This window comes from Massilia frigida (genome assembly GCF_011682175.1).
Classification (GTDB): Bacteria; Pseudomonadota; Gammaproteobacteria; order Burkholderiales; family Burkholderiaceae_D; genus Telluria_A; species Telluria_A frigida.
The window spans coordinates 53,919-78,423 of record NZ_WHJG01000018.1 but is presented as its reverse complement, the minus strand read 5'-3'; the positions used below and the strand labels follow the sequence as shown (position 1 = coordinate 78,423).

Annotated in this window: 21 protein-coding genes; 10 read left to right on the top strand and 11 right to left on the bottom strand. The window is 64.9% G+C overall.

Annotated elements, in window-relative coordinates; genetic code table 11:
* Positions 1–7 precede the first annotated feature (7 nt).
* Genes F2P44_RS18150 through F2P44_RS18125 form a run of 6 tightly spaced genes read right to left on the bottom strand, consistent with a single transcriptional unit; the run spans position 8 to position 11,132 of the window.
* Positions 8–3,451, bottom strand: a complete 3,444-nt coding sequence (locus tag F2P44_RS18150) for a DUF4132 domain-containing protein (RefSeq protein ID WP_167088451.1) — start codon at positions 3,449–3,451, stop codon at positions 8–10.
* Between the two features lie 27 nt (positions 3,452–3,478).
* Entirely contained in the window at positions 3,479–6,184 is a 2,706-nt protein-coding gene (locus F2P44_RS18145) for a DUF4132 domain-containing protein (protein ID WP_167088450.1), read from the bottom strand.
* Positions 6,175–9,921 carry a DUF4132 domain-containing protein gene (locus F2P44_RS18140; protein WP_167088449.1) on the bottom strand — a complete coding sequence of 1,249 codons (3,747 nt, stop codon included), beginning with the start codon at positions 9,919–9,921 and terminating at the stop codon, positions 6,175–6,177. The genes F2P44_RS18145 and F2P44_RS18140 overlap by 10 nt, the downstream gene beginning before the upstream one ends.
* 32 nt (positions 9,922–9,953) lie before the next feature.
* Positions 9,954–10,124 (bottom strand): hypothetical protein, encoded by a 171-nt coding sequence (locus F2P44_RS18135; protein ID WP_167088448.1) that lies wholly within the window; start codon positions 10,122–10,124, stop codon positions 9,954–9,956.
* A 37-nt stretch (positions 10,125–10,161) separates the two neighbouring features.
* Positions 10,162–10,731, bottom strand: a complete 570-nt coding sequence (locus F2P44_RS18130) for a DUF4132 domain-containing protein (RefSeq protein WP_167088489.1) — start codon at positions 10,729–10,731, stop codon at positions 10,162–10,164.
* A complete protein-coding gene (locus tag F2P44_RS18125) occupies positions 10,728–11,132 on the bottom strand; it encodes a WGR domain-containing protein (protein ID WP_167088447.1) in 405 nt (134 codons plus the stop codon). The genes F2P44_RS18130 and F2P44_RS18125 overlap by 4 nt, the downstream gene beginning before the upstream one ends.
* Positions 11,133–11,321: 189 nt before the next feature.
* Here F2P44_RS18125 and F2P44_RS18120 point away from each other — a divergent pair, with 189 nt between their 5' ends.
* Positions 11,322–12,047, top strand: a complete 726-nt coding sequence (locus tag F2P44_RS18120; RefSeq protein WP_167088446.1) for a tetratricopeptide repeat protein — start codon at positions 11,322–11,324, stop codon at positions 12,045–12,047.
* Positions 12,048–12,081: 34 nt separating this feature from the next.
* Here the strand turns inward: F2P44_RS18120 and lexA are convergent, their stop codons facing one another.
* Positions 12,082–12,717 carry a transcriptional repressor LexA gene (gene lexA, locus F2P44_RS18115; protein ID WP_167088445.1) on the bottom strand — a complete coding sequence of 212 codons (636 nt, stop codon included), beginning with the start codon at positions 12,715–12,717 and terminating at the stop codon, positions 12,082–12,084.
* A 132-nt stretch (positions 12,718–12,849) separates the two neighbouring features.
* On the opposite strand from lexA, the gene F2P44_RS18110 reads away from it, so the two are divergent.
* The 8 genes from F2P44_RS18110 (at position 12,850) to F2P44_RS18075 (ending at position 18,230) form a co-directional block, all read left to right on the top strand.
* Positions 12,850–13,392, top strand: coding sequence for a DUF29 domain-containing protein (locus F2P44_RS18110; RefSeq protein WP_167088444.1), 543 nt, complete (start codon positions 12,850–12,852; stop codon positions 13,390–13,392).
* A gap of 43 nt (positions 13,393–13,435) precedes the next feature.
* Complete coding sequence (gene rpsF / locus F2P44_RS18105; RefSeq protein ID WP_054263949.1) at positions 13,436–13,840, top strand: 30S ribosomal protein S6; 405 nt, start codon at positions 13,436–13,438, stop codon at positions 13,838–13,840.
* Between the two features lie 41 nt (positions 13,841–13,881).
* The gene (gene priB / locus F2P44_RS18100; protein ID WP_167088443.1) at positions 13,882–14,175 is read left to right on the top strand and encodes a primosomal replication protein N; all 294 of its coding nucleotides are present in this window, start codon (positions 13,882–13,884) and stop codon (positions 14,173–14,175) included.
* Positions 14,176–14,209: 34 nt separating this feature from the next.
* Positions 14,210–14,500: a 30S ribosomal protein S18 gene (gene rpsR / locus F2P44_RS18095; RefSeq protein WP_008450941.1), complete on the top strand. Its 291-nt coding sequence runs from the start codon at positions 14,210–14,212 to the stop codon at positions 14,498–14,500.
* A 27-nt stretch (positions 14,501–14,527) separates the two neighbouring features.
* The gene (rplI, locus tag F2P44_RS18090) at positions 14,528–14,980 is read left to right on the top strand and encodes a 50S ribosomal protein L9 (protein WP_167088442.1); all 453 of its coding nucleotides are present in this window, start codon (positions 14,528–14,530) and stop codon (positions 14,978–14,980) included.
* Between the two features lie 142 nt (positions 14,981–15,122).
* On the top strand, positions 15,123–16,508 hold the full coding sequence (locus F2P44_RS18085) for a replicative DNA helicase (RefSeq protein WP_167088441.1): 1,386 nt from the start codon (positions 15,123–15,125) through the stop codon (positions 16,506–16,508).
* A 73-nt stretch (positions 16,509–16,581) separates the two neighbouring features.
* On the top strand, positions 16,582–17,208 hold the full coding sequence (locus F2P44_RS18080) for a DUF47 domain-containing protein (RefSeq protein WP_054263945.1): 627 nt from the start codon (positions 16,582–16,584) through the stop codon (positions 17,206–17,208).
* Positions 17,209–17,219: 11 nt separating this feature from the next.
* On the top strand, positions 17,220–18,230 hold the full coding sequence (locus F2P44_RS18075; protein WP_167088440.1) for an inorganic phosphate transporter: 1,011 nt from the start codon (positions 17,220–17,222) through the stop codon (positions 18,228–18,230).
* A gap of 73 nt (positions 18,231–18,303) precedes the next feature.
* Here the strand turns inward: F2P44_RS18075 and F2P44_RS18070 are convergent, their stop codons facing one another.
* The 3 genes from F2P44_RS18070 to F2P44_RS18060 all read right to left on the bottom strand — a co-directional run bounded on the left by F2P44_RS18070 (position 18,304) and on the right by F2P44_RS18060 (position 21,091).
* On the bottom strand, positions 18,304–20,070 hold the full coding sequence (locus tag F2P44_RS18070; RefSeq protein ID WP_229423608.1) for a GspE/PulE family protein: 1,767 nt from the start codon (positions 20,068–20,070) through the stop codon (positions 18,304–18,306).
* Between the two features lie 109 nt (positions 20,071–20,179).
* Positions 20,180–20,587: a hypothetical protein gene (locus tag F2P44_RS18065; RefSeq protein ID WP_167088488.1), complete on the bottom strand. Its 408-nt coding sequence runs from the start codon at positions 20,585–20,587 to the stop codon at positions 20,180–20,182.
* A gap of 171 nt (positions 20,588–20,758) precedes the next feature.
* Positions 20,759–21,091, bottom strand: coding sequence for an antibiotic biosynthesis monooxygenase family protein (locus tag F2P44_RS18060; protein WP_167088438.1), 333 nt, complete (start codon positions 21,089–21,091; stop codon positions 20,759–20,761).
* Between the two features lie 108 nt (positions 21,092–21,199).
* On the opposite strand from F2P44_RS18060, the gene lepB reads away from it, so the two are divergent.
* Positions 21,200–22,120, top strand: a complete 921-nt coding sequence (lepB, locus tag F2P44_RS18055; RefSeq protein WP_167088437.1) for a signal peptidase I — start codon at positions 21,200–21,202, stop codon at positions 22,118–22,120.
* A gap of 10 nt (positions 22,121–22,130) precedes the next feature.
* On the opposite strand, the gene F2P44_RS18050 is transcribed toward lepB, so the two are convergent.
* Positions 22,131–24,500: a GspE/PulE family protein gene (locus F2P44_RS18050; RefSeq protein ID WP_167088436.1), complete on the bottom strand. Its 2,370-nt coding sequence runs from the start codon at positions 24,498–24,500 to the stop codon at positions 22,131–22,133.
* Between the last annotated feature and the right edge of the window lie 5 nt (positions 24,501–24,505).

The window sequence follows — 24,505 nt, the reverse complement described above, 5'->3', positions numbered from 1 at the left end:
CGCCGTCTCATGCGCGCAGATTGTTCATGTCGCGTATCAGCTCACTGACCGCCACCGGGTCGAGCGCGGACAGCGCAACCGGCTGGCCGATACCGCCCCATGTGTCGCCGCGCCCGACCCGCACGTCGCCCACGGTCTGCTCGGGATATTCGCCGGTGATCCCGGCGATCAGGCCCGGCGTGATGTGCAGCTCGGCCAGGTGCGCGGCATCGAGTGCCTTGGTGAAGGTCCAGATGCTGCCGCCGTCGCGCACCGGTCCCCGGCGCCAGCCCTTGTTCACCAGGCCCATGACGCGCCCACTCGGCGCCAGCTTGCCGTCCCAGCGCGCCAGGGTTTCCCGGCCCGCTTCGGCGTCGTCCAGCCGGTAGGTGTCGCGCCCGATCTGCGCGAACGGTTGCAGCAGTTCGTAGTCGGAAAACAGGCTGGCGAAGGCTTGTGCATCGCCTGCGGGAAGGTCCAGCGCATGCACGATGCCGATCCGCGCCGCGTGGTCCGGCGGCAGGTCGACAGCGTCGTCGGCCGCCGTGGTGAACATGCCGTCGGAGGCGACCCGGAAGCACGCCAGCAGCGCATTGCCTTCGACACTGTACAGGCCCCAGACCAGGCGCTGCACCAGATGGCGCAGCAGCGGGTGGTGTGCCAGGAAGTCGATGAAGACCTGCCGCTGCCAGCGCCGCTGCGCGCACATCGCCATTTCCATCCGCAGCACCTGCTGCGCGGCGATGGTGCGTGCGTCTTCCTTGAGCAGCGTGTAGCGTTTGACCGCCGCTGCCGACAAGGCCGGCTCGTCGCTCTTTTTCGGCTTGGGCAGATCCGGCAGGCGCGTGCCGGCGGTGTCGCGCACGCAGGGCTTGAGCGTTTCGTCGAAGCCGACGCGGAACTGGCGCGGGCCGAAGTCGAGCAGCAGCGTGCCTTGTTCATCGAGATCCAGGTCGGGCGCCAGGCGGTCTTCCAGTTCCTCGGTGCTTAAGCCGCGCGCCTCGGCGATGGCGGCGATCTTGTCGCGGGCGCGGTCCTGCAGCGCCTTGAACTTGACCTTTTGCGCGATCCCATTGAGCAGAATCAGGGCGGTATCGCTGCCGATCAATGCCAGCACGTCCAGGCCGGCGATGGCGCGCGCGCTGAGGCTTTCGCCGGGCCAGGCGCGCAGCAGGGGCGTGAGCATGCGCGCGCTGTCGTCGTTGCCAATCAGACCGAGCGCGAAGAAGGCCCAGTTTTCCTTCGGCTGCGCGCCATCTTCGACCCAGGCGCGGAACAGCTCCCAGGCGAAATCGGCCAGCGAGTCCGGCGTACATGCTTCTTTGAGCTGGGCGACGCCGGCATAGACACCGTCGGCGTGCGGAAAGCGCAGCATTTCGCCGATCGTGTCGAGCGTGGCGTCGGGCAGCGCCTTGCCGCTTGCGGCCAGGAGAGGACGGGCCCACAGATGCGGTGTCCATAACGGCGGCAAGGCGGTAATTTTGGCCGGGTGCAGGTCGAGCGGATCTTCATCGAGCATGGCGTGCATGGCGCCCGTCACGGCTGGCTGATCATAGCGGCTGGCGGCGTCGAGCAGCAACGCGCGCTGGCCGGCCGCATCGAGCAGCCGCAGCGCGCTGCGGGCCTGGTCACGCGCGCCGCCAGGCTTGCCGAGTGCGGGCGCAATCAGGCCGCTGGCGGCGTGTTCCGGGTTCGCCAGCAGCCAGTCGCCGGCACATGCACGCAGTTCTTTGCTTTTCAGGGTGGCCCAGGCGCGCGCCACTGGCGCGGCCAGTTCGACGGCGCCGAAGTGGCGTGCATACGCCAGGTCCTGCGCCGGACGCCGCTCAATCATGCCCACCAGGCCGGGCAGCCCTTCCAGGCCAAGGGTCGCAATCGCGTAGCCGGGCAGATTGACCTCGACCTGCGCGACGGCGTTCCAGACCTGCGCGCTGAGCGGCGCGGGCAGGTCGGCGATCATGCGCGCGGCGTCGTTGAGGTGCTTGCCGCCGGCAAGGCAGGCCAGCCAGGCGTCGATGATGGCAGCTGCCTCGGCGTGGGCGGTGGCCTCGGCCGACACCTGCGGCTCCGGCTCGCTCTTGTAAGAGCTGACGGTGTAGCGTGGCTGCTTGCGCAGGCGGGCGCGTTCCTCCTCGCTCCAGCGCATGATTGGGGCCAGCGGCAAGGGCGCCAGCACCAGTGGCGGCGCGGCTTTCTTCTTTTTCGCCGTCCATGGCGGGTTGGCCAGGATGGCCGGCAGGTCGGATGCGGCCGCGATATCGCGCACGGTGAGGTAGTGCGCGGCGGCGTTGGACAGCACCTTCCATGCGCGCGGCGAGAGCCACGGCTGGTAAGCCGGCACGCTGGCGGCATGCCGCGCGACCAGCGCGGCCAGGGAGCGGCGCGCGCGCGCCGGGCCGCAGTGGTCCCTGCCGATCAAATCGCTCAGCACCGCAATGGCGGCCTGCGGCCAGCGTTCGGCCGCCAGCGCAAAGCGCGCGCACTGCGCCTCGCCGTGGTCGCACGCCAGCGCCAATACGGTCAGCGACTCGGTGGTGCCGATGCAGGCTAGCGCCATGGCGGCCGCTTCTTCATGCATCGCCCCGTGTTTCAAGGCGTCGACAGCATCGACGCCGCGATCGCGCACGATCGTCACAAGCGCTTGCTGCGAGCGGCCAAAGTCGATATCGGCGGCGTGGCACGTGTTGCGCCACTTACGGATCGCTTTCATCGCTTCCGGCGACGTGGCGTAGGCAAGCAGCCATCCATATTGGGATAGCCAGTCGAGGCCATAGTAGCTTGGCGGCGGCTGCAGCGTCAGGGCGATGGCGTCGGCGATGTGCGGTGCGTCGGGCAGCAAGGCCGCCAGCAGCGGGCGGCGGCAGGTGTACAGACGCTCGATCGCGGCAAGGGCGATGCGCACGCATTCTTCCCAGACGTCGTCGGGCGCCAGCGCGAGGTAGCTGCGCAGCGTCATCTCGGTGGGGTCGTACATGTCGTTACGCAGGCAGCCGCGCGGGTCGGATGCGGCGCGCACGCCATGGCCAGCCCTGGTCGACTCAATGGCGGTGCATTCCATGCCGATCAGTGCTTCGAGCGCATGCGGCAGGCCGCGCTCGGCGGCCAGCACGTCGATCAGGGAGGCGCCACCGATCAGCGGCAGATAAGGAAAATCCAGATGGCGTTCGACCGCCAGCAGCACCGCATCGCAGGCCGCCGAACCGTGCCGTTCGCCGCTGGCGATGCGCGCGGCCGCCTCGCGCACGAGGTGTTGGTCGTCCGAACCGGCCGGGTCGAGGGCGCAGTGCTGGCGCGCCGCCGCGATAAACCGGTCCCAGATGGCACCGGTATCGGGGCAGGGCGCCGGCCCGGGAAAACGGCGCGAGGGCAGCGCTTCGGCCGCCAGTGCGGCGGGAAGATCGACCAGCGGGCCGATTGCGAGCCAGGGCGCCAGGACGCCGCTTGCGCTATCGCGCGATTGAGGAGGGTTCATTGTTTGTATTGTGTCGTAGGTGGCTGTTCATGCGCATAGTCGCACTAGTTCCCGAATCAGTTCGCTGGCGGCCGCTGTATCGAGCGACGCCAACGGCACGCTGGGGCGCATGCCTGCTTGGCCCGCGCACGCGATCACAACGCCGCCAAGCGTTTGTTCCGCGCTGTCGCCTGGCATGCCAACCATGATGCCGGGTGCGAAATCCAGTGTCGCGGTATATCCGCTGCCGAGGACCTTGACGATTTGCCAGATCGTGCCGCCATCCTGCATTTTGCCGCGCCGCCAGCCCTGGTTGAGCAGGCCGAGCAGGCTTGCGGTAGGAACCACCGTGCCGTTCCAGCGGCCGAGCGCATGATGCTTCTTTTCGAGGTCGTCCAGGGTGTACGTGTCACGGCCGATCTGCGCGAATGGCTGCAGCAGCTCGTAGTCCGCGAACAGCCGGGCGAAGGCGTCGGCGTCGGCTGGCGCCAGCGCGAGCGCGTGGGCAATGCCGACGACCGCGTCTTGCGCCAGCACGAAGGCGTCGTCATTGGCGTCGCTGAGCGCTCCTTCCGGCGTGACCCGGAAGCAGGCCTGCAACTGGCCGCCATTGGCGTCGTACACGCCCCATACAAGGCGCTGGGCCAGGTGGCGCACCAGCGGGTGCGCCACCATGCAATCGTAAAACACCCGCACCGGCCAGCGCCGCTGCGCGCACATGGCCAGCTCCAGCCGCAGCACCTGCTGACCGGCGATGGTGCGCGCATCCTTCTTGAGCAGCTTGAAGCGCTTGACCGCCGCCGTCGCCAGATCGGCATCGTCGCTCTTTTTCGGCTTGGGCAAGTCGGCGCTGCGCTTGCCGTCGGCCGCGCGCACGAATGGTGCGAGCGTTTCGTCGAAGCCGACACGGAACTGGCGCGGGCCGAAGTCGAGCAGCAGGGCGCCTTGTTCATCGAGGCCGAGGTCGGGCGCGAGACGGTCTTGCAGTTCTTCGCTCGCCAGGCCGCGCGCTTCGGCGATTTCCTTGATCTTTTCCTTCGCGCGGTCCTGCAGCGCCTTGAACTTGAGTTTTTGGGCGACGCCGTTGAGCAGCATCAGGGCGATATCGCTGCCGATCAGCGCGAGCACGTCCAGGCCGACGACGGCGCGCGCGTGCAGACCCTGGCCGGGCCAGGCGCGCACCAGCGCCGTGAGCCTGCGCGCGCTCTCGTCGTCGCCGAGCAGTCCGAGCGCGTGGAAAGCCCAGATTTCCTTGCCGCTGGCGCCGTCCTCCGTCCATGCGCGGAACAGCTCCCACGCAAAATCGGCCAGCGAATCGGGCGTGCACGCTTCCTTCAGTTCGGTGACGCCGGCGTACACGCGGTCGGCGTGCGCGAAACGCAGCATGGCGCCGATCGCATCCATCGCGTCATCGGGCAGCGCCTTGCCGCCGGCGGCGAGCAGAGGACGGGTCCACACCAGCGGTGTCCAGAACGCCGGCAGCTGGCCGGCCCTGGCCATCTCGCCCCATGCAGGCGCGGCCAGCACCGCTGGCAGTTCGCTGGCGACGACGCAGTCGCGCATCGTGATGTACTGCGCGGCGGCAACCGACAGCACCTTCCAGGCCGGCGCCGGAATCCACGGCCGCAGGGCGGGAACGCGGTGCGCATGGGTGGCCACCACGCCCGCCAGCAGCAGGCGCGCGCGCTCGGGGCCGCAGTGATCCCTGGCGATCAGTTGGCTCAGCGCCGCCATGGCGGCATCGGGCCAGCGCCGGCCGGCGCCGCCCAGATAGTCGGGCGGCAGCTTGCCGTGGCCCTGCACCAGTGCCATGATCGCTTCCGGGGTGCCAATACAGGCCAGCGCCTGTACCGTCTGCGCATACTTTACGCCGTCCTTGAGCGCATCGACAGCGTCGCACCCGCGGTCCTGCAATGCGGTGGCGACGGCGCGCGGCGATTGGTAAAAGCCGTCGTCGCGCAGATCCTCGCCGCGCGGCCACTGGCGCAGCGCGCGCCGTGCTTCGGGCGAGCTGGCGTACACGATCAGCCAGGCGTCGTTGCCGCACCATTGCGCACGCCCCTTGTCGTCCGTCTCCGGCTGCGGCATCAGCGCCAGCTCGTTGGCCAGTTCCGGCGCATCGGGCAGCAGCACGGCCAGCAGCGGACGGGTGCGGGTATGCAGTTCCTTGGCCGCGTCGCGCGCCATCCGGACGCATTGTTCCCAGATCTGTTGCGGGGCCTGCGCCAGATGGGCACGCAGCGCCAGGTCGGTGATGCCATAGAGCTGACGGGTGCCGCCGGTGTTGGCGTGCACTTCATGGCCGTTTTTATCGGGGCCGGCAGCCGGTTCGAGGTATATGCGCTGCGCCCTGAGCATGATGTCGAAGGCATACGGCAAGCCTTTGTCCGCAACCAGTACGTCGAGAAAAGGACAGCCTTCGGACGCCGGCCGCTTTTTTTCGTGAATTTTTTCCATCGCCAGCAGGATCGTATCGGTTTCCGGCGTGCCAAGCTGGCGGCGCTTGGCGAGGCGCTCGATGGTGTCGATGACGGCCGGCCGGTGCGCGCCGTCGCCGCCCGCTTGCAAGGTGCAGTTTTCGCGCATGCGGGTCAGGAACAGCACCCATCGCTCCCTGCTGGTCGCGCAAGACGGTGGACCGGGGTGGCGGCGCGAGGGCAGGGCGTGCGCCGCCAGTTCGGGCGGCGCCGCGATCACCGCATCGGCGTCGGACCAGGGCGGTGCGGCCGCCACCGGCGCGCCGGTCAGGCGCACAGCTTTTCCATGTCGCGAATCAGCTCGCTGACCATGGTCGGGTCGAGCGACGACCAGGCCACGCTCTCGCGGATGTCTTTCGGGCCGCCGCGCCCGATGCTCAGCGAGCCGAGCGTTTGTTCGGGAAACTCGTGCACCGAGCCGGCCCGGATGCCGGGCGCGATGTCCAGCGTTGCGGTGTAGCCGCCGCCGGGCACCTTGAGCAGGTCCCAGATCATGGCGCTGTCGTGCGTTTCACCCAGCCGCCAGCCCTGGTTCAACAGGCCGAGCAGCCGCCCGGTCGGCACTACCTTGTCTTCCCAGCTGCCGAACCCCGAATTGTTGTTCCCGTGGTCCAGGGCATAGGTGTCGCGTCCGAGCTGTGCGAACGGTTGCAGCAGTTCGTAATCGGCGAACAGCTGGGCAAAGGCGGCGGCGTCGGCCGGCGCCAGCGCGAGCGCATGCGGAATGCCGACCATGCATTGCGCCAGCACGACGGCGTCGTCGGCGGCGTCGCTGAGCGTTCCTTCGGGCGTGATCCGGAAGCAGGCCTGCAACTGGCTGCCGGTAGTGTCGTACATGCCCCACACGAGGCGCTGGGCCAGATGGCGCACCAGCGGGTGCCGCACCATGCAATCGTAAAACACCCGCACCGGCCAGCGCCGCTGCGCGCACATCGCCAGTTCCAGGCGCAGCACCTGTTGCGCGGCGATGGTGCGCGCATCCTTCTTGAGCAGCTTGAAGCGCTTGACCGCCTCCGTCGCCAGGTCGGCGTCATCGCTCTTTTTCGGCTTGGGCAGGTCGGCGCTGCGCGCGCCGTCGTTGTCGCGCACGAACGGCGTGAGCGTTTCGTCGAAGCCGACCCGGAACTGGCGCGGCCCGAAGTCGAGCAGCAGCGTTCCCTGTTCATCCAGGCCAAGGTCGGGCGCCAGGCGGTCTTCCAGTTCGTCGCTGGTCAAGCCGCGCGCCTCGGCGATCTCGTTGATCTTTTCCTGCGCGCGGTCCTGCAGCGGCTTGAACTTGAGCTTTTGGGCCACGCCATTGAGCAGCATCAGGGCGGTGTCGCTGCCGATCAGCGCCAGTACGTCGAGCCCGATGACGGCGCGCGCGTGCAGGCCCTGGCCGGGCCAGTCGCACAGCAGGCGGGTAAGCCTGCGCGCGCTCTGGTCGTTACCGAGCAGGCCAAGTGCGTGGAACGCCCAGATTTCCTTGCCCTTGGCGCCGTCGTCGGTCCAGGCGCGAAACAGGTCCCAGGCGAAAGCGGCCAGCGAATCGGGCGTGCATGCTTGTTTCAGTTCGCCGACCCCGGCATACACACCGTCGGCGTGCGGGAAGCGCAGCATGACGCCAATCGCATCCATCGCGTCATCCGGCAGGGCCTTGCCGCTGGCGGCCAGCAGGGGACGGGTCCATACCAGCGCAGTCCAGAAGGCCGGCAGCTTGCCGATCCTGGCCGGGTAGCGCTGCAGCGGGCTTGGGCCGAGCATGGCGCGCATGGCGGCGCTGACGTCGGGCTGGCGGTAGCGAGCGGCCACGTCCAGCAACAGGTCGGCATGGCCGGCGGCGGCCAGCACGCGCAGGGATTGGCGCGCATGGTCGCGTTCCACTCCCGCCTGGCCCAGGGCCGGGGCAATCAGGCCGCAGGCGGCGTGCTCGGGAAAATCGAGCAGCCAGGCGCGCGCCTGGGCCAGCAGCGCCTTGCTCTTGAGCGTCGCATACGCGCGCGCCACCGGCGCGGCCAGGTCGACCGCGCCGAAGTACTGTACATATTCCATTTCCCTCGTTGGCGCCGACGTGAACATGTCGACCAAGGCCGGCAGGGCGTCCACGCCGAGCCGGGCGATGGCGTAGCCCGGGCGCGTCATGCCCATGTGCGCCACCGCGTTCCATACGCGCGCATTCATCGGTGCCGGCAAGTCCGCGATCGCGCGCGCCTGCTCCTGAAGGCATTCGTTCGGATCGAGGCAGTCGACCCAGCGCGCCAGGCTGCCGTCGGTATCGATGTCATCGACCGCCTGCACCGCGCCCGCCATCGGATATTGACGGCGAACGAGGTAGTCCTGGTAGCGGTAACCGTCGTCGGCGACGCGTTCGCGTTCGGTCTCGCTCCAGCGTACGACGGGATCGAGCGCCAAGGCGGCGAGCGCAAACGGCTGCGCTTCTTGCGTGGCCGGCTGGCACCACGGCGGCGCGGCCAGCACCGGCGGCAGTTCGCCCGGGTCCGCACAGTCGCGGCCCCCGAGGTAGTGGGCGGCGGCGACCGACAGCACTTCCCACGCCGGCGCCGAAATCCATGGTTTGAGGGCGGGCACGCGGCGCGCGTGGGTTGCCACGACGCTGGCCAGGGCCGGACGCGCGCCGCCCGGTCCGCAGTGGTCCTTGCCAATCAATTCGCTCAGCGCCGCCATGGCAGCATCGGGCCATCGCTGTCCGGCCGCGCACATATGGGTGAACCAATTTTCTCCATAGCCCCATGCCAGTGCGCGCAGCGCTTCCGGCGTACCGATGCAGGCCAGGGCCTGTTGCGCGGCGTCCGCGCCCCGGCCGCCTTCGAGCGCTTCGAGCGCTCCGGGGCCGCGGTCGCGCAATGCGGTGGCCACGCTCATCAAGGAGCTGTCGAAGTCGCGCGGCGACAGGCGCTGGTGCGGCGGCCAAAGGCGCAACGCCTGGCGCGCCTCGGGCGATGTGGCGTACGCGATCAGCCAGCTGTAGTTGCAGCACCACCAGCGGCCGCCTTCATAGTCTGGTTCGGGCGCCAGCATCAGAGCCAGTTCGTTAGCCAGTTGCGGCGCGTCCGGCAGCAGCGCGGCCAGCAGCGGCAGGGAACGCGAGGGCAGCGCCCCGGCCGCCTCGCGCGCGCGCTGGACCGCTTGCTCCCACAGCGCCTGCGGGGCGTGCGCCAGGTGGGCGCGCAACCCCAGTTGGGTGAGGCCGTACAGCGCAAAGGGCCCGGCTTCCCTGGTCTCGACCTTGTTCCACGACTCGGCGCTCCATCGGCTCTGTTCCTCGATGCCGACGCGTTGCAGCATGATCAGGATATCGAAGGCGTACGCCAGCCCCTTGTCGGCGACCAGCACATCGATGAACGGGCAGCCTTCGGCCGCTGGCCGCTGTTTTTCGTTGATGATCTCCGTGGCCAGCAGGATGACATCGGACGCTGGTGAACCAAGCCGCTTGCCCTTGGCGATGCGGGCGATGGCCTCGATCACGCCCTCCTTCAAACTGGCGTCGCAGCCGGTCGCCCGCAGTACGCAATGGGCGCGCACACGCTCGAGGAACAGCGCCCAGCGCGCGTCGCTGTCGGTGCTCGGCGGCGGGCCGGGGTGGCGGCGCGAGGGTAGGGCGTGGGCGGCCAGTGCGGGCGTTAACTCGAACTGCGGATCGGCGTCGAGCCAGGGCGGCGCGTCACCCGGCGCCGCCGGCGTAACCGGCGCAACCGGCGCAACCGGCGTAACCGGCGCAACCGGCGCAACTGGTGCAGCCCTCGGGGCCACGGCCTTGACCGCAGCGGGAGTGGCCACGGCGGCCGTCGCCACGGCGGCCGTCGCTGCGCTGGTTTCAGCGTAGCCCTTGGCGGTTTTTTCGCCGATCAGCTTAGTCATCGCCGCCGCCGCCCTGGCTGCGTCGGCGTGGTTCTTGGATTGGCGCTGTCCGGCCGTGCCGATCTTGCCGAAGCCGATATGCAGGGCGTCGCCGGCCTGTTCGATTTCCCAGAATTTGCTGGAAACGCCATCATTAAATTCAAGTCGCCGCATCATTTACCTGCCTGTATAGTGTGCCAATGGTCCGCTCATGCGCATAACTGCTCCATCACCCGGATAAATTCGCCGACAACGACCGGGTCCAGCACGGACAAGCGCGCGCCCGCGTCGACGCTGTAGTGTTCGAGAACCAGCCTGACCAGCATCTGCGCCTTGTCAGCGTTGATCAGCCCTGTCGTCAGGCCCGGTGCGATGTGCACGTGCGCCACCTTGCCCTGGCCGAGCCACCTTGAAAATTCAAACGCTTCGCCGCCGCTGCCGATGTCGCGGTGCCAGCCCCGTTCGGCCAGGCCAAGCAGACGCCCGGTACTGACCACGGCGCCGTCCCAGCACCAGGTGGCGCAGCAGCGGGTGGCCGGCCAGGAAGTAACGGAAGGCTTGCACCGTCCAGCGCCGCCGCCCGCACATCGCCTGTTCCAGGCGCAGCACCCGCTGGGCGGCGATGGTGCGCGCGTCTTTCTTGAGCAGCTTGTAGCGCTCCACGGCGGCTGCCGCCAGTTCGGCGTCGTCGGTCTTTTTCGGCTTGGGCAGCTGGTCCAGGCGTGCGCCCTGCGCATTGCGCAGGCAAGGCTTGAGCGCCTCGTCGAAGCCGGCGCGGAACTGGCGCGAGCCGAAGTCGAGCTGCATTTCGCCCTGTGGGTCCAGGTCCAGGTCGGGCACCAGGCGCTCTTCCAGTTCCTCGGTGCTTAGTTCGAGCGCCGCAGCGATCTCGCCGATTTTGTCGTAGGCGTGGTGCTGCAGTGCCTGGAATTTGACCTTTTGCGCGATCCCGTGCAGGAGCATCAGGGCAGTGTCGCTGCCGATCATGGCCAGCACGTCGAGGCCTGCTCACGCAATAGCATGTCGCCCTCGCTGTAATTGTCGTAGATAGAGTAGCCTGAATTGTCCCGTTCGGCGCAGATGTCGATGTCGCGCGTTACGCCGGGAAACCGGCGCGACGGCATCGCCAGCGCCGCCAGCTCGGGCGAGATGTCGACCAGCGGCTCGACCGCCAGCCAGGGCGCCGCGCTGCTTTCAGCGTAGCCCTTGCCGGTTTTTTCGCGAATCAGCTTGTCCATCGCCGCCGCCGTGGCGTGGTCCGGATGGGTCTTGGTTTGCCGTTGTCCCGCCGCGCCCACCTTGCCGTAGCGGACATGGACATCGCAGCCGTCCTGGTCGACTTCCCAGAATTTGTCGGACGCGCCCTGGTCATATTCGAAACGTCGCAATGGGCGTCCTAACTGGGCTTGAAGGAAAGAGGGGGGCGGCTACCGGCGCGCGCCGCACTCTTGTTTCGCTTGCTCATAAGTAGTGATAAATGTTGCAAAAAATAATACTTTACGGCAAAGCGGTGTCCCTGTCGAGCCGCGCCAATCCGGTTATGATGCGCATCCGGACATCCCATCGTGAGACGTGCAATGAAGAAATCCCTGTTTTGCCTGGCATTGATGCTGGGCGGCGTGGCGCAAGCGGACGAGCTGGCCGACGCCAACGCCCTGTTCGCGAAAAAGTCTTATCCGCAAGCGCTGCAGCTCTACACCAAGCTGGCCAACGCCGGCAATGCCGAAGCCCAGTTGCACATGGGCGAAATGTATTTTTACGGCGAGGCGGGGACGGTGGACTTGGCCAAGGCCGAAGCCTGGTTCAAGAAATCGGCGGCCAAGGGCAACAAGACCGCCGCCGGCTCGCTCGCGATGATCAACAAGCGCGCAACGCGGCGCGCCGAGCTTGATTACTGGATATCCAAATACGATGGCGCCGAGCTCAGCGCGGGCCAGTTCCGCTGCCCGGTGCCGCGCATTCCGGCCATGTCGAAGCAGAACGATGAAATCGAGAGCGTCTCGGCCAAGGTCGCGGCCTGGCAGGATTGCTACAACGGCTTCGTGCGCAACCTCAACGAGGCCAGTCCGCTGACCAAGCGCATTCCCAAGGAGGTGGCCGACCTGCTGACCAAGGACGAAGCCGAACAGTCACGCATGCACCTGGAAGGCGTGTATGCGGGCATCGCCGAAAACGCCAAGGTCTCGGCCAAGCTGGTGCTGGCCGACTTCGGCGCCTGGCGCAGCGCCACCGACGCCTATATCAAGGAACACAACCGGATCGTCACCGAAGCGGCGACGACGGCGCCGCGCAAGGGCGACTAGACGGCACGGGCGCAGTGGAACAGCGCCCGCACGCTCAGTTCCAGCTGCGCATCAATCCTACCGCCAGGCCTTCGAGCGCGAACTCGTCGGTCGCCGGATCGACATGGATGACCTTGAAGTCCGGATTTTCCGGCAGCAGTTCGATCAGCGAGCCGGTCTTTTTGTAGCGCTTGACGGTGACATCGTCACCGATCCGGGCCACCACGATCTGGCCATTCTTGGCGCTGTCGACCTTTTTGACGGCCAGCAGGTCGCCATCCATGATGCCGGCGTCGCGCATCGACCAGCCACGCACCTTGAGCAGGAAATCGGGACGCGACGAGAACATCGCCGGGTCCACGCTGTAGGTCGCTTCCACATGCTCCTGCGCGAGGATGGGCGAACCGGCAGCCACGCGCCCGACCAGCGGCAGCGACATCAGCAGGTTCGGCGGCGGCATCGGAAGAGCGTCGACGCTGGCGCCGATCAGGCGGATGCCGCGCGAGGTGCCGGGCGAAATTTCGATGACCCCCTTGCGCGCGAGCGCCTGCAGATGCTCTTCGGCCGCGTTGGCCGACTTGAAGCCCAGTTCATTGGCGATCTCGGCACGGGTGGGAGGAAAGCCCGTGTTCTCGATCGCATCCTTGATCAGGTTGAGGATTTGTTCTTGCCGTGGAGTGAGCTTGATCATCGGTATGCGGGACTGTGTATATGGACAGACTGTATTTTTGTACAGTATTTCGCGCAATGCAAGGGTTAATTGGCCGAACAGGCGAATTATTTGCGACGGGCGCTGTCCAACAAGCGGCAGAGGAGGCGCGTCATGGGTCGGCGTGAAGTTCCAGGGGTGAGTTATGAGGAAGATTTTGTGCTGTGGCTTGAGCAGCAAGTGAGTTTGCTGCGCGCGCGCCAGTTCGGGCAGCTTGATATCGACAATCTCGTAGCGGAGCTTGAGGCCATGACCGGCCGTGATCGCAGGGAGCTAAGCAGGCGCCTGAAGGTGGTGCCGATTCACCTGCTTAAGTGCCAATATCAGCCCAAGCGTAAGTCAAGCAGCTGGCTAAATACGCTTGCCCACCAGCGTGACGAAATCGCGCCGTTGTTGCAAGACAGTCCCAGTCTTGTTGGTGACATTCCAGCGCTTGCCAGGCGCCGCTATCGGCAAGCCGTACTGGCTGCGGCGCGAGAAACCCGCCTGCCCCCAAAGGCATTCCCAACCGAACTCCCCCTACAGCGCAGCCCAACTGCTGGACGACGACTTCGTGCCGTGAACAGTGCCCGATCGCACAAGTGCCGCACTGCGTCCTTGATTGTTGCTGCATTACACGCTATAATTGCCGGCTTTCCCTTCCCACACTCGTCTTGACGCCGAGGTGGGCATTTGTTTAAACGTCCCTAAGGAGTTATGCATGCGTCATTATGAAATCGTTTTTATCGTCCACCCGGACCAAAGCGAGCAAGTCCCGGCGATGATCGAACGCTACAAAGCCAGCGTAACCACGCGCGGCGGTTCGGTTCACCGTGTTGAAGACTGGGGCCGTCGTCAGATGGCTTACTCGATCCAGAAGCTGCCAAAAGCGCACTACATCTGCCTGAACATCGAATGCGACAACGAGACCCTAGTGGAACTCGAAACCGCGTTCAAATTCAATGATGCCGTGCTGCGTCACCTCACCGTTAAGATGAAGAAGGCTGAAACCGCGCCGTCGCCGATGATGAAATCGGTACAACGTGAAGACGCAGCCAAGAGCCACCGCACTGAAGCCCCTGCTCCTGCAGCCGCTCCAGCGCCAGCTCCAGCCGCAGCAGCGTAATTGTTGACCGGGATCCCTGAACGCGACTTGACCTCACCCCGGTGAATCAACTCCAGTTCGTAGCCCTGATTTGCGAGCGCGACGTATTGCGCTATACCCCGGCCGGCGTGCCGATCGTGACCGCCACTCTGATGCACAGTTCGCAGCAGATGGAAGCAGGGGTAGCCAGGTTGGTCGAATTCGACATCACCGCGCTTGCCGCGGGCGAGATTTCGGGACGATTCAGCCAGGCCGAGTTGGGTGCCGTGCATCAGTTCACGGGATTTTTGGCCAAGAAGAACCGCAGCAGCAAAAGCCTGGTGTTTCACATCATTGATTTCTGTGCCGCCGCCTGACGCGTCAGCACATTTTTAGATACAGGAGCCTCAAATGGCATTCGGTAAAAAATTCGACAAGAACAAGCTCAAGCTTAAAGAAAAGCGCAAACAACAGAACCCACTGTTCAAGCGTAAGAAATTCTGCCGCTTCACCGCAGCAAACGTTGAACAGGTCGACTACAAAGACGTAGACACCCTGAAAGACTTCGTCCAGGAAAACGGCAAGATCATGCCAGCACGCCTGACCGGTACCAAGGCGCACTACCAGCGCCAGGTTGACACCGCAATCAAGCGCGCCCGCTACCTCGCGCTGCTGCCATACACCGATCTGCACCACGCTTAATCGCTGCGGATAAACTGGAGAAACTCTATGCAAATCATTCTGTTGGAAAAAGTTGTTAACGTCGGCAACCTGGGCGATGTTGTTAAAGTCAAAGACGGTTACGCACGTAACTTCCTGATCCCGCAACGCATGGCTCGCCGTGCTACCGCATCGGCCGTCGCTGAATTCGAAGTCAAGCGCGCCGAACTGGAAAAAGCAGCAGCTGCCAAGCTGGCCGCTTCCCAGGCCCAAGGCGACAAGCTGGGCGGCATGACCATCTCGATCGCTCAAAAAGCGGGCGTCGATGGCCGTCTGTTCGGTTCGGTCACCAACTTCGACATCGCCGAAGCGCTGACGAAAGCTGGTTTCGCTGTAGAAAAAGCGCAAGTACGCATGCCTACCGGCCCGCTGAAAACGACTGGCGAGCACGCTGTTGCAGTCGCCCTGCACACCGACGTCGTTGTCGAGATCACCATCGCTGTTGTTGGCGAAGCTGCCTAAGCGACATCAAGTCATATTGTTGCCTTGCAAGCATCATGCTTGCAAGGCAACCACAGAAAAGCCGGGTCTTCCCGGCTTTTTTTACGCCCAAAATCCCCCAATTATGTCAGCCAGTTGACCCGAAGCAGGTATAATTCGCGCCATGAACGCACCATCCGATCCGCAGCTAGACGCTCTCCGCATCCCGCCCCATTCCATCGAAGCAGAACAATCTGTGATCGGTGGTTTGCTGCGCGATAACGCCGCGTTCGACCGCATTGCCGACATGATGCATGCGGACGACTTCTACCGCTACGATCACCGCATCATCTTCGAGCAGATCGTCAAGCTGATCAACCAGTCGAAACCGGCCGACGTGATCACCGTGTTCGAGGCGCTCTCCAACATCGCCAAGGCCGAAGACGTGGGCGGCTTGCAGTACCTGAACGCGATGGCGCAGAACACGCCGTCGGCGGCCAACATCCGGCGCTACGCCGAGATCGTGCGCGACCGCGGCGTGCTGCGCAAACTGATCACCGTGGCCGACGAAATTTCCGGCAATGCGTTCAACCCGCAAGGCAAGGAAGTCAAGCAGATGCTCGACGAAGCCGAGTCCAAGATCTTCGCCATCGCCGAACAGGGCGCGCGCGGATCGCAAGGCTGGCTCGCGGTGCAGCCGCTGCTCACGCAGGTGGTCGAGCGCATCGATGAACTGTACAGCCGCGACAACCAGAGCGAAATCACGGGCGTGCCGACCGGCTTCATCGACCTTGACCGCATGACCTCCGGCCTGCAGCCGGGCGACCTGGTGATCGTGGCCGGCCGTCCATCGATGGGCAAGACCGCGTTCTCGGTCAACATCGGCGAGAACGTGGCGATCGAAGCCGGCCTGCCGGTCGCGATCTTTTCGATGGAGATGGGCGGCACCCAGCTGGCCATGCGTATGCTCGGTTCGGTCGGCCAGCTCGATCAGCACCGCCTGCGCACCGGCCGCCTGAACGACGAAGACTGGCCGCGCCTGACGCACGCGATCCAGAAAATGAACGACGCCCAGCTGTACATCGACGAGACCCCGGCATTGAATCCGATCGAGCTGCGCGCGCGCTCGCGCCGCCTGTCGCGCCAGTGCGGCAAGCTTGGCCTGATCATCATCGACTACATCCAGCTCATGACGGGCAGCCAGCCGGGCGACAACCGCGCCTCGGAGATTTCCGAGATTTCGCGTAGCCTGAAAGGCCTGGCGAAAGAGCTGCACTGTCCCGTGATCGCCCTGTCGCAGTTGAACCGCTCGCTGGAACAACGCCCCAACAAACGCCCCATCATGTCCGACTTGCGCGAATCGGGCGCTATCGAGCAGGATGCCGACGTCATCATCTTCCTGTATCGCGATGAGGTCTACAACCCGGATTCGCCCGACAAGGGCACCGCGGAGATCATCATCGGCAAACAGCGTAACGGTCCGATCGGTTCGATACGACTGACCTGGATCGGCCAGTACACCAAGTTCGGTAACTACAGCGGTAACCTGGCAGTCTACCAGGGCGACTAAATCACGATGCCGCCGCCACGAGCGGGGGCCTTCTGCAGTATCAATTACGCTTTAACGCTTTAACGGAGAAACCATGTTTGGACGCCTGATGCCCACCGAGGGCAAATTTTTTGAGCTCTTCAACCAGCACGCCGCACTGTGCGTGAAGGGCGCGCATGAAATGGTTGGCCTGATGACCAACTTCGACGACCTCGAAAACCGCGTCCACGCGATCGAAAGCATCGAAAAGCAAGCCGACAAGATCACCTACGCCACGGTCGACATGCTGCACAAGACTTTCATCACCCCGATCGACCGCGACGACATCCACAAGCTGATCACGCGCATGGACGACATCCTGGACCTGATGGAAGACGCGGCGCAGACGGTTTCGCTGTACGACCTGAAAGCGGTGACGCCGGAAGCGAAGCGCCTGGCCGAACTGTGCCTGGCCTGCTGCCAGAAAGTCGAGCAAGCCGTCGGCCTGCTGCACAACATGGACAACTCGCAAAAGATCGTCGCCATCTGCGAAGAGATCGACCGCCTTGAATCGGACGCCGACCATGTCATGCGCGCCGCCATGTCGAAGCTGTTCCGCGATGAACCGGACGTGCGCAACCTGATCAAGCTCAAAGCGATCTACGAGATCCTGGAAACCGTCACCGACCGCTGCGAGGATGTTGCCAACATCATCGAAGGCATCATCGTCGAAAACGCGTAAGCGGGACGAACATGGAACATATCCAAATCAGCATTTACGTGCTCGGCATGTTGATCGCGCTGGCGCTGCTGTTCGACTTCATGAATGGCTTCCACGATGCGGCCAACGCGATTGCGACCGTGGTCTCGACGGGCGTGCTCAAGCCGCAGACGGCGGTGGCCATGGCTGCCGTCTTCAACTTCATCGCCATCGGCGTGGTCGGCCTGCACGTGGCCACCACCCTGAGCAAGGGCACCATCGACCCCAAGGTGGTGGACCATTACGTCATTTTCGGGGCCCTGGTCGGGGCCATCATCTGGAACCTGATCACCTGGTATTACGGCATTCCTTCCTCCTCCTCGCACGCGCTGATCGGCGGCCTGGTGGGCGCCGCGGTGGCCAAGTCCGGCACCGGCGCGCTGGTTGGCGCGGGCTTGCTCAAGACCGTCATCTTCATCGTGGTCGCGCCGCTGCTCGGCTTTGCGCTGGGCTCGATCATCATGCTCATTGTGGCGTGGGTGTTCGTCAAATCCACGCCGCGCAAGGTCGATACCTGGTTCCGCCGCCTGCAGCTGGCATCGGCCGCGGCGTATAGCCTGGGCCACGGTGGCAACGACGCGCAAAAGACCATGGGCATCATCTGGATGCTGCTCATCGCCAGCGGCTATACCGATGCCGCGGACAAGGCGCCGCCGAGCTGGGTCATCATCTCGTGCTACGCGGCGATCAGCTTCGGTACGCTGTTCGGCGGCTGGCGCATCGTCAAGACCATGGGCCAGAAGATCACCAAGCTCAAACCGGTGGGCGGCTTTTGCGCCGAAACCGGCGGCGCGATCACGCTGATCCTGTCGAGCTATTTCGGTATTCCGGTCTCGACCACGCACACCATCACCGGCGCCATCGTCGGCGTGGGTTCGTCGCAGAAAATGTCGGCGGTCCGCTGGGGCGTGGCAGGCAATATCGTGTGGGCCTGGATTTTCACGATCCCGGCGTCGGCCTTCATGGCGGCGGTGGCCTGGTGGATCGGTACCCACATCATGTAAGCCAGGCACCCGCCTGACAAAAAAACCGCCGGTTGCGACCTGCGGTTTTTTTTCGTCCGGCCGCTGCGGCACGCTAGCGGATGCATACCTGGCGCACCGTGCGCAGGTCGGTGATGCCCAGCAGGACCTTTTCGATGCCATCCATTTTCAGGGTGCGCATGCCGTCGTCCAGGGCGGCGGCGAGCAGGCTGGCGACGCGGCCGCGCTCTTGCAGCAGGCGCTTGATATTGTCGGTGCCGATCATCAGTTCGTGCAGGCCGACCCGGCCCAGGTAGCCGCGGTTGCACGCGGCGCAGCCGCGCGCGCGAAACAGGGTGAAGTGGCCGTCGCTGCCGGCATGGCGCGCGCGCCAGTCGTCCAGCACAGCGCTGCCGGCGGCGCTGGCGTGGGGCAGCTCGGCGCAGTATTCGGCGAGCAGTTGCGCCATCTCGGCATCGTCAGCGCGGTAGGGCTCCTTGCACGCGTTGCACAGGCGCCGTGCCAGGCGCTGCGCCAGTACCCCAAGCAGCGCGTCGGCGAAGTTGAACGGGTCCATGCCCATGTCGAGCAGGCGCACGATCGATTCGGGCGCGCTGTTGGTGTGCAGCGTGGCCAGCACCAGGTGCCCGGTCAGCGAGGCCTCGATGCCGATGCCGACAGTTTCGCGGTCGCGCATTTCGCCGACCATGATCACGTCCGGGTCGGCCCGCAGGAAAGCCCGCATCACGGTCGCGAAATCGAGCCCCGCCTTGCGGTTGACCTGCACCTGGCGCAGCCCTTTCTGGGTGATCTCGACCGGGTCCTCGGCGGTCCAGATCTTGGTGTCGGGCGTGTTCAGGTAGGCCAGCAGGGAGTGCAGGGTGGTGGTCTTGCCCGAGCCGGTCGGCCCGCACACGAAAAACAGGCCGTGCGGCTTGTCGACCGCCGCCCGCAGGCGCGCCAGGTTGTGCGGCAGGACACCGAGCTGGTCGAGCGCCATGGCATCGCCGTGCGGGAGGATGCGCATCACGATATCCTCCACGCCGCCGGCCGAGGGAATGGTGGCCACGCGCAGTTCGATGTCGAGCGGCCCGTATTTGCGGAACATGATCTTGCCGTCCTGCGGTTTGCGCCGCTCGGAGGTATCGAGGTCGCACATGATTTTTACGCGCGCCACCAGGGCGTTGCGGTAGCTGGCCGGGATGTCGATGTAGGGCACCAGCGCGCCGTCCTTGCGGAAGCGGATCGCCGTGCGTCCGTTGCCCGGCAGCGGCTCGATATGGATGTCGGACACGCCCTGGCGGCGGGCATCCATGATCACCTTGTTGACCAGCTTGACCAGTTCATTCTCGACCGCCTGCGACACCGGCTGCACGGCTTCGCCGTCGCTGTCGTCGTGCGCCATGCCGGACAGGACCTCGCGTAGCGAACTGCCGTCGCTGCGCGCGGTGGTGCCGAAGAACTGGTCCAGCGTGCGCCGGAATTCGGCGCCCGTGGTCACGCACCAGGCCGGGGTGGACTTGGGGAAGACCTGGTTGACGATGCGGCTGGCGCGCACCCGTTCCGGATCGAGCGCCAGGACCAGCAGGCCGTCCTTGTTTTCGTCGAGCGGGAGCCACTGGTTTTCTTCGACGTACTGGGCCTTGAGGTTCCTGAGCAAGTACGCGGGCTTCATGCGGCCCGGCAGGAACGGCTCGTACGGCACCTTGAAGTGGCGTGCCAGCGCTTTGCCGATGGCCTCCAGCGGCACCTGAAAGTCCTTGACCAGCACCTCTTCGATGTCGAGCAGCTGGGCGTGTGCCGCGCGGCGCGCGTGTTCGAGCTCGGCGGCGGACAGCAGGTCGTCCGCGACCAGTGCGTCGTATTTGGTAGGCGATTGCATGGGGTTCCCGTCATCGCGGTCGGCGAAAACCATTAGCATGTAGATTTTTTGACAACGCTGGCTTGATCCCGCTCACGCGTGCGGGCCGAACCGGCGGGCCGGCGCCGTGTCAGTTGGGACCGAGCAAGTCGTGCGCGTCGAGGATGGCGTAGATGATTTCCGGATGCCTGTCGAGGCAGCGCCGGATCGCGGTGGGGACCGCCTGGCGGGTCTTGCGGCACAGGCCCGGCCGCTCGGCCAGCACGATGCTCAGGCCGCGCGCGCTGCGCACTTCATTGTTGCTCGGGGTGATGCGCAGCACCACGCCGAGCTGGCTGTTGAGGCGCTCGGCCAGTTTGTTCAGCTCGTCGTAGCTGGCGATATTGTCGATGTGCGCGAGCAGCTTCTTTTCTTCTTCGCGCGTCAGGCGCAGGATGCGCGTGTCGCTGTCGGCGTCGGCGAGCAAGACGTCGCGCTGGCACACGCAGGCGCCTGGCGGGCATTCTGTTCGGATCGGAAAGGGAAATGCCTGGAGCATCGTCATCAATCGCGGCAGCGGTGGGGCGCGGCGGAATCACAGAGTAGCGCCGCAGCGGTGGCGCTGTCAATCGCTGCCCGCGCTCGGCGCTTTAGCCGGTGCGTATGTCGACAGGGCTGCCATCGCACGTCACAAAGCCGCACGAAACAATCTCCCCTTCATTTGATGCGTTCAAGGATTGACGGCTGGTACGTTCATGCGGTGTCCAAGCTCCGCATTCCCATACGTGCGCACCACCTCCGAAATCACCACGTGATAGCCGTCGAGCCATCTGGCCTGGGCCGCCTTGGCTTGCAGGTGTGCCGGGTGCTGCATCAGCGCCTGTAACGCTTCCAGGCTCTCCCAGTAATACACGTTGGAGAACAAGCCGGTCGTGCGATTTTCCCACGCCTCTTCACCCAGATAGCCGGGCAGCGCCTTGGCGGCGTCGGCGATGACTTTGTCGAGCTGATGGAATTCTTCGTCGAGATGCTTGGTGCCGAAAATGAAAGTAGAGGAGTACATGGCCTTGATGGTGGATGAGTGAATCGCGATTGTGCCACGTGGGCAACGATATTGCTGGCAGATCATAATTGCATGAGAGAATGCCGCACATTATCGTGAAGGAATGCCGTGAACTGGAAGCCGAACAAGTGGATCGCCACTGGCCTGAACATCTTTTTCTCCCCGCTCGGTCTGGTCTACGCCGGCGCGCCGCGCCTGGCTGCGCTGGTATTCGGCGGCATCGTGCTGCTGTTGTGCGCCATCTTTTTCCTGCTGCCCGGGCGCCGCTCCGCGTCCATCATGGTGGCGGTCCAGGTGGCGCTGGCGGTGGCGTGCATGATAGCGGCCTACCGGATTGCCGCGCGCGCGCCGCTGCGTGCGGCGAGGCCCGCGTCCACCCGCTGGTATGTCCTGCTGGCGCTCGTGATGGCGTATTTCACCATCGTTGTCGGCGTGCGCGCCTGCTTTTACGAGACCTTTCGCGCGCCGTCCACGTCGATGGCGCCAACCATACAATCGGGCGCCCATCTGATCGTGCAGAAATGGGGCTACGGGCATGTCGGCACCTTCGGGCTTACCTTTGCATCGCGTCCGATTTCCGCGCCAATGATGCGGGGTGATCTGATCGTGTTCGATTTTCCACGTGATCCGAGCCAGCAATACATCAAGCGCCTGGTGGGGCTGCCGGGCGATAAGGTCGCGTACCGCGACCGCCAGCTCTTCGTCAACGGCGCCGCCACCCGGGTGCGCGAGCTCGATGCCTATCTGGACCCGGAACAGCTGGTGGCCTTCCAGCGCATGGAAGAGCAACTCGGCAACGTGCGCTTTCAAACCTTGCTGCGCACGGGCGATGCCCGCAGCGCCAAGGAGCCTGACAATTTCGCGTTGAAAGAAAACTGCGTGCACGACCCCATCGCGATGCAATGCGAGATCCCGCCCGGTCACTACTTCGTCATGGGCGACAATCGCGATAACAGTTACGACAGCCGCTATTGGGGCTTCGTGCGCGCCAACCAGGTGGTCGGCAAAGTGGTGCGTATCATGCAGTAAGGCGCGGCCCTTATTTGATGCACACCTGGCGCACCATCTTGATATCGGTGATCCCCGACAGCACCTTCTCGATGCCGTCCATTTTCAGCGTCATCATGCCGTCTTCCAGCGCCGCCGCGAGCAGGGCGGCCACGCGGCTGTGCTCCTGCAGCAGCTTCTTGACCTTGTCGGTGCCGATCATCAGTTCGTGCAGGCCGACCCGCCCGCGATAGCCCTTGTTGCACTCGGCGCAGCCGACCGCGCGGTACAAGGTGAATTGACCGTCTGAGTTGGCATAGCGCTGGCGCCACCCGGCCAGCACCTGCGCGCGTCCCGCGTCCGGGTCGGCGATGAAGGCCTCGGTCGTGAGCAGTTCGGTGCAAAATTCGGTGAGCATCAGCTCCACCTCGGCCGCGTCGGGATGGTAGGCCACCTTGCACGACGAGCACAGGCGCTTGGCCAGGCGCTGCGCCAGGATGCCGAGCAATGCATCGGCAAAGTTGAACGGGTCCATGCCCATGTCGAGCAGGCGCACGATCGATTCCGGCGCGCTGTTGGTGTGCAGGGTCGCCAGCACCAGGTGGCCGGTGAGCGAGGCTTCGATGCCCATGCTGACGGTTTCCTTGTCGCGCATTTCGCCGACCATGATCACGTCCGGGTCGGCCCGCAGGAACGCCCGCATCACGGTCGCAAAATCGAGCCCCGCCTTGCGGTTGACCTGCACCTGGCGCAGCCCCTTCTGCGTGATCTCGACCGGGTCTTCGGCGGTCCAGATCTTGGTATCGGGCGTATTGAGGTGGCTGAGCACCGAGTGCAGGGTGGTAGTCTTGCCCGAGCCGGTCGGCCCGCACACGAAAAACAGGCCATACGGTTTTTCGATGGCCGCGCGCAGGCGCTCCAGGTTAAACGGCAGCACGCCCAGCTTGTCGAGCGGGATCGGCTCGCCGGCGGCCAGGATCCGCATCACGATGTCTTCCACCCCGCCCGACGAGGGAATGGTCGCCACGCGCAGTTCGATGTCGAGCGGGCCGTATTTCTTGAACTTGATCTTGCCGTCCTGCGGTTTGCGCCGCTCCGAAATATCGAGGTCGCACATGATCTTCACGCGGGCGACCAGCGCATTGCGGTAGCTGGCCGGGATTTCAATGTAGGGCACCAGCGAGCCATCCTTGCGAAAGCGGATGCCGGTCTTGCCCTTGCCCGGCAGCGGCTCGATGTGGATGTCCGACACGCCCTGGCGGTAGGCATCCGTGATCACCTTGTTGAGCAGCTTGACCAGTTCATTTTCAACGGCGGCCGAGACCTCGAGCGTGCCTTCGCCATCGATGTCGTCCTGGTCCATCCCGGACAGCAGCTCGCCCACCGAGCCGCCTTCGGCATCGACGGCGGCGCCGAAGAACTGTTCGGCGGTGCGCCGGAATTCCTCGCGCGTGGTCACGCGGTAGACCAATTTCGCCTTGGGGAAGATCTGGTTGACGATCTTGCTGGTGTTGATGTGCTCCGGGTCGAGCGCCATCACCACCAGGCCCTCGGTGGTTTCTTCGAGCGGCAGCCACTGGTTTTCTTCGACATACTGCGCCTTGAGGTTGCGCAGCAGCTCGCCCGGCTTGAGCCGGTCCGGCTTGTACGGCTCATACGGCGTGCCGAAGAACTTCGCCAGCGATTCACCGATCGCCTGCGCGCGCACCTGGAACTCGCGGATCAGCACTTCTTCGATATCGAGGTTCTTCTTGCGCGCCGAGCGCGTGGCCAGTTCCAGCTCGGGCGCCGACAGCACCGCTTCGTGCACCAGCCCTGCGTATTTGGTGCGCACCGTTTGCGGCGGTTTAAGGCGCTGGCTGAAGGCCACCGACAAGGTTTCGCACAGATCGCGCATGCCTTCCTCGCACACCCGGGAGAACGGTCCGCCCTTGCGGTTGTTGATGAACTGGATCACGCCTAGCAGTTCGTGCGACTGCACCGTCAGCAGCGGCGCCACCAGCATCTCGCGCGTGCGGTAGCCGGTGCGCTGGTCCACCCCGCTCTGGAAGTGCAGGCCGGGCGCGAGGCGCTGCAGTTCTTCCTCGTCGTAGGCGTCGCGGATGTTCAGGGGCTTGCGGCTCATGGCCACGAAGCCGGCGATGGAGCTCGGCGAAATCGACAGGCGCAGCTCGCGGAAGGTGGTCAGGCCAGTCTTGACCTTGGAGACGATATGGTCTTTTTCGGGCGTGACCGCGTACAGGGTGAAGCGGTCGCAGTCGAACAGGTCGCAAAAATCCATGCCCAGGTCGAGCATGATTTCATCGAGATTGGCGGTCGCATGAATCTTGTTCGTGACCGCCTGCAGCCTCCTGGAGAAGTCCAGGCGCGCGCCCGTGTCTTCGTCGTGACCACCTTGCTTGCCGCTTGCCGCTTCGTTCATGGGTG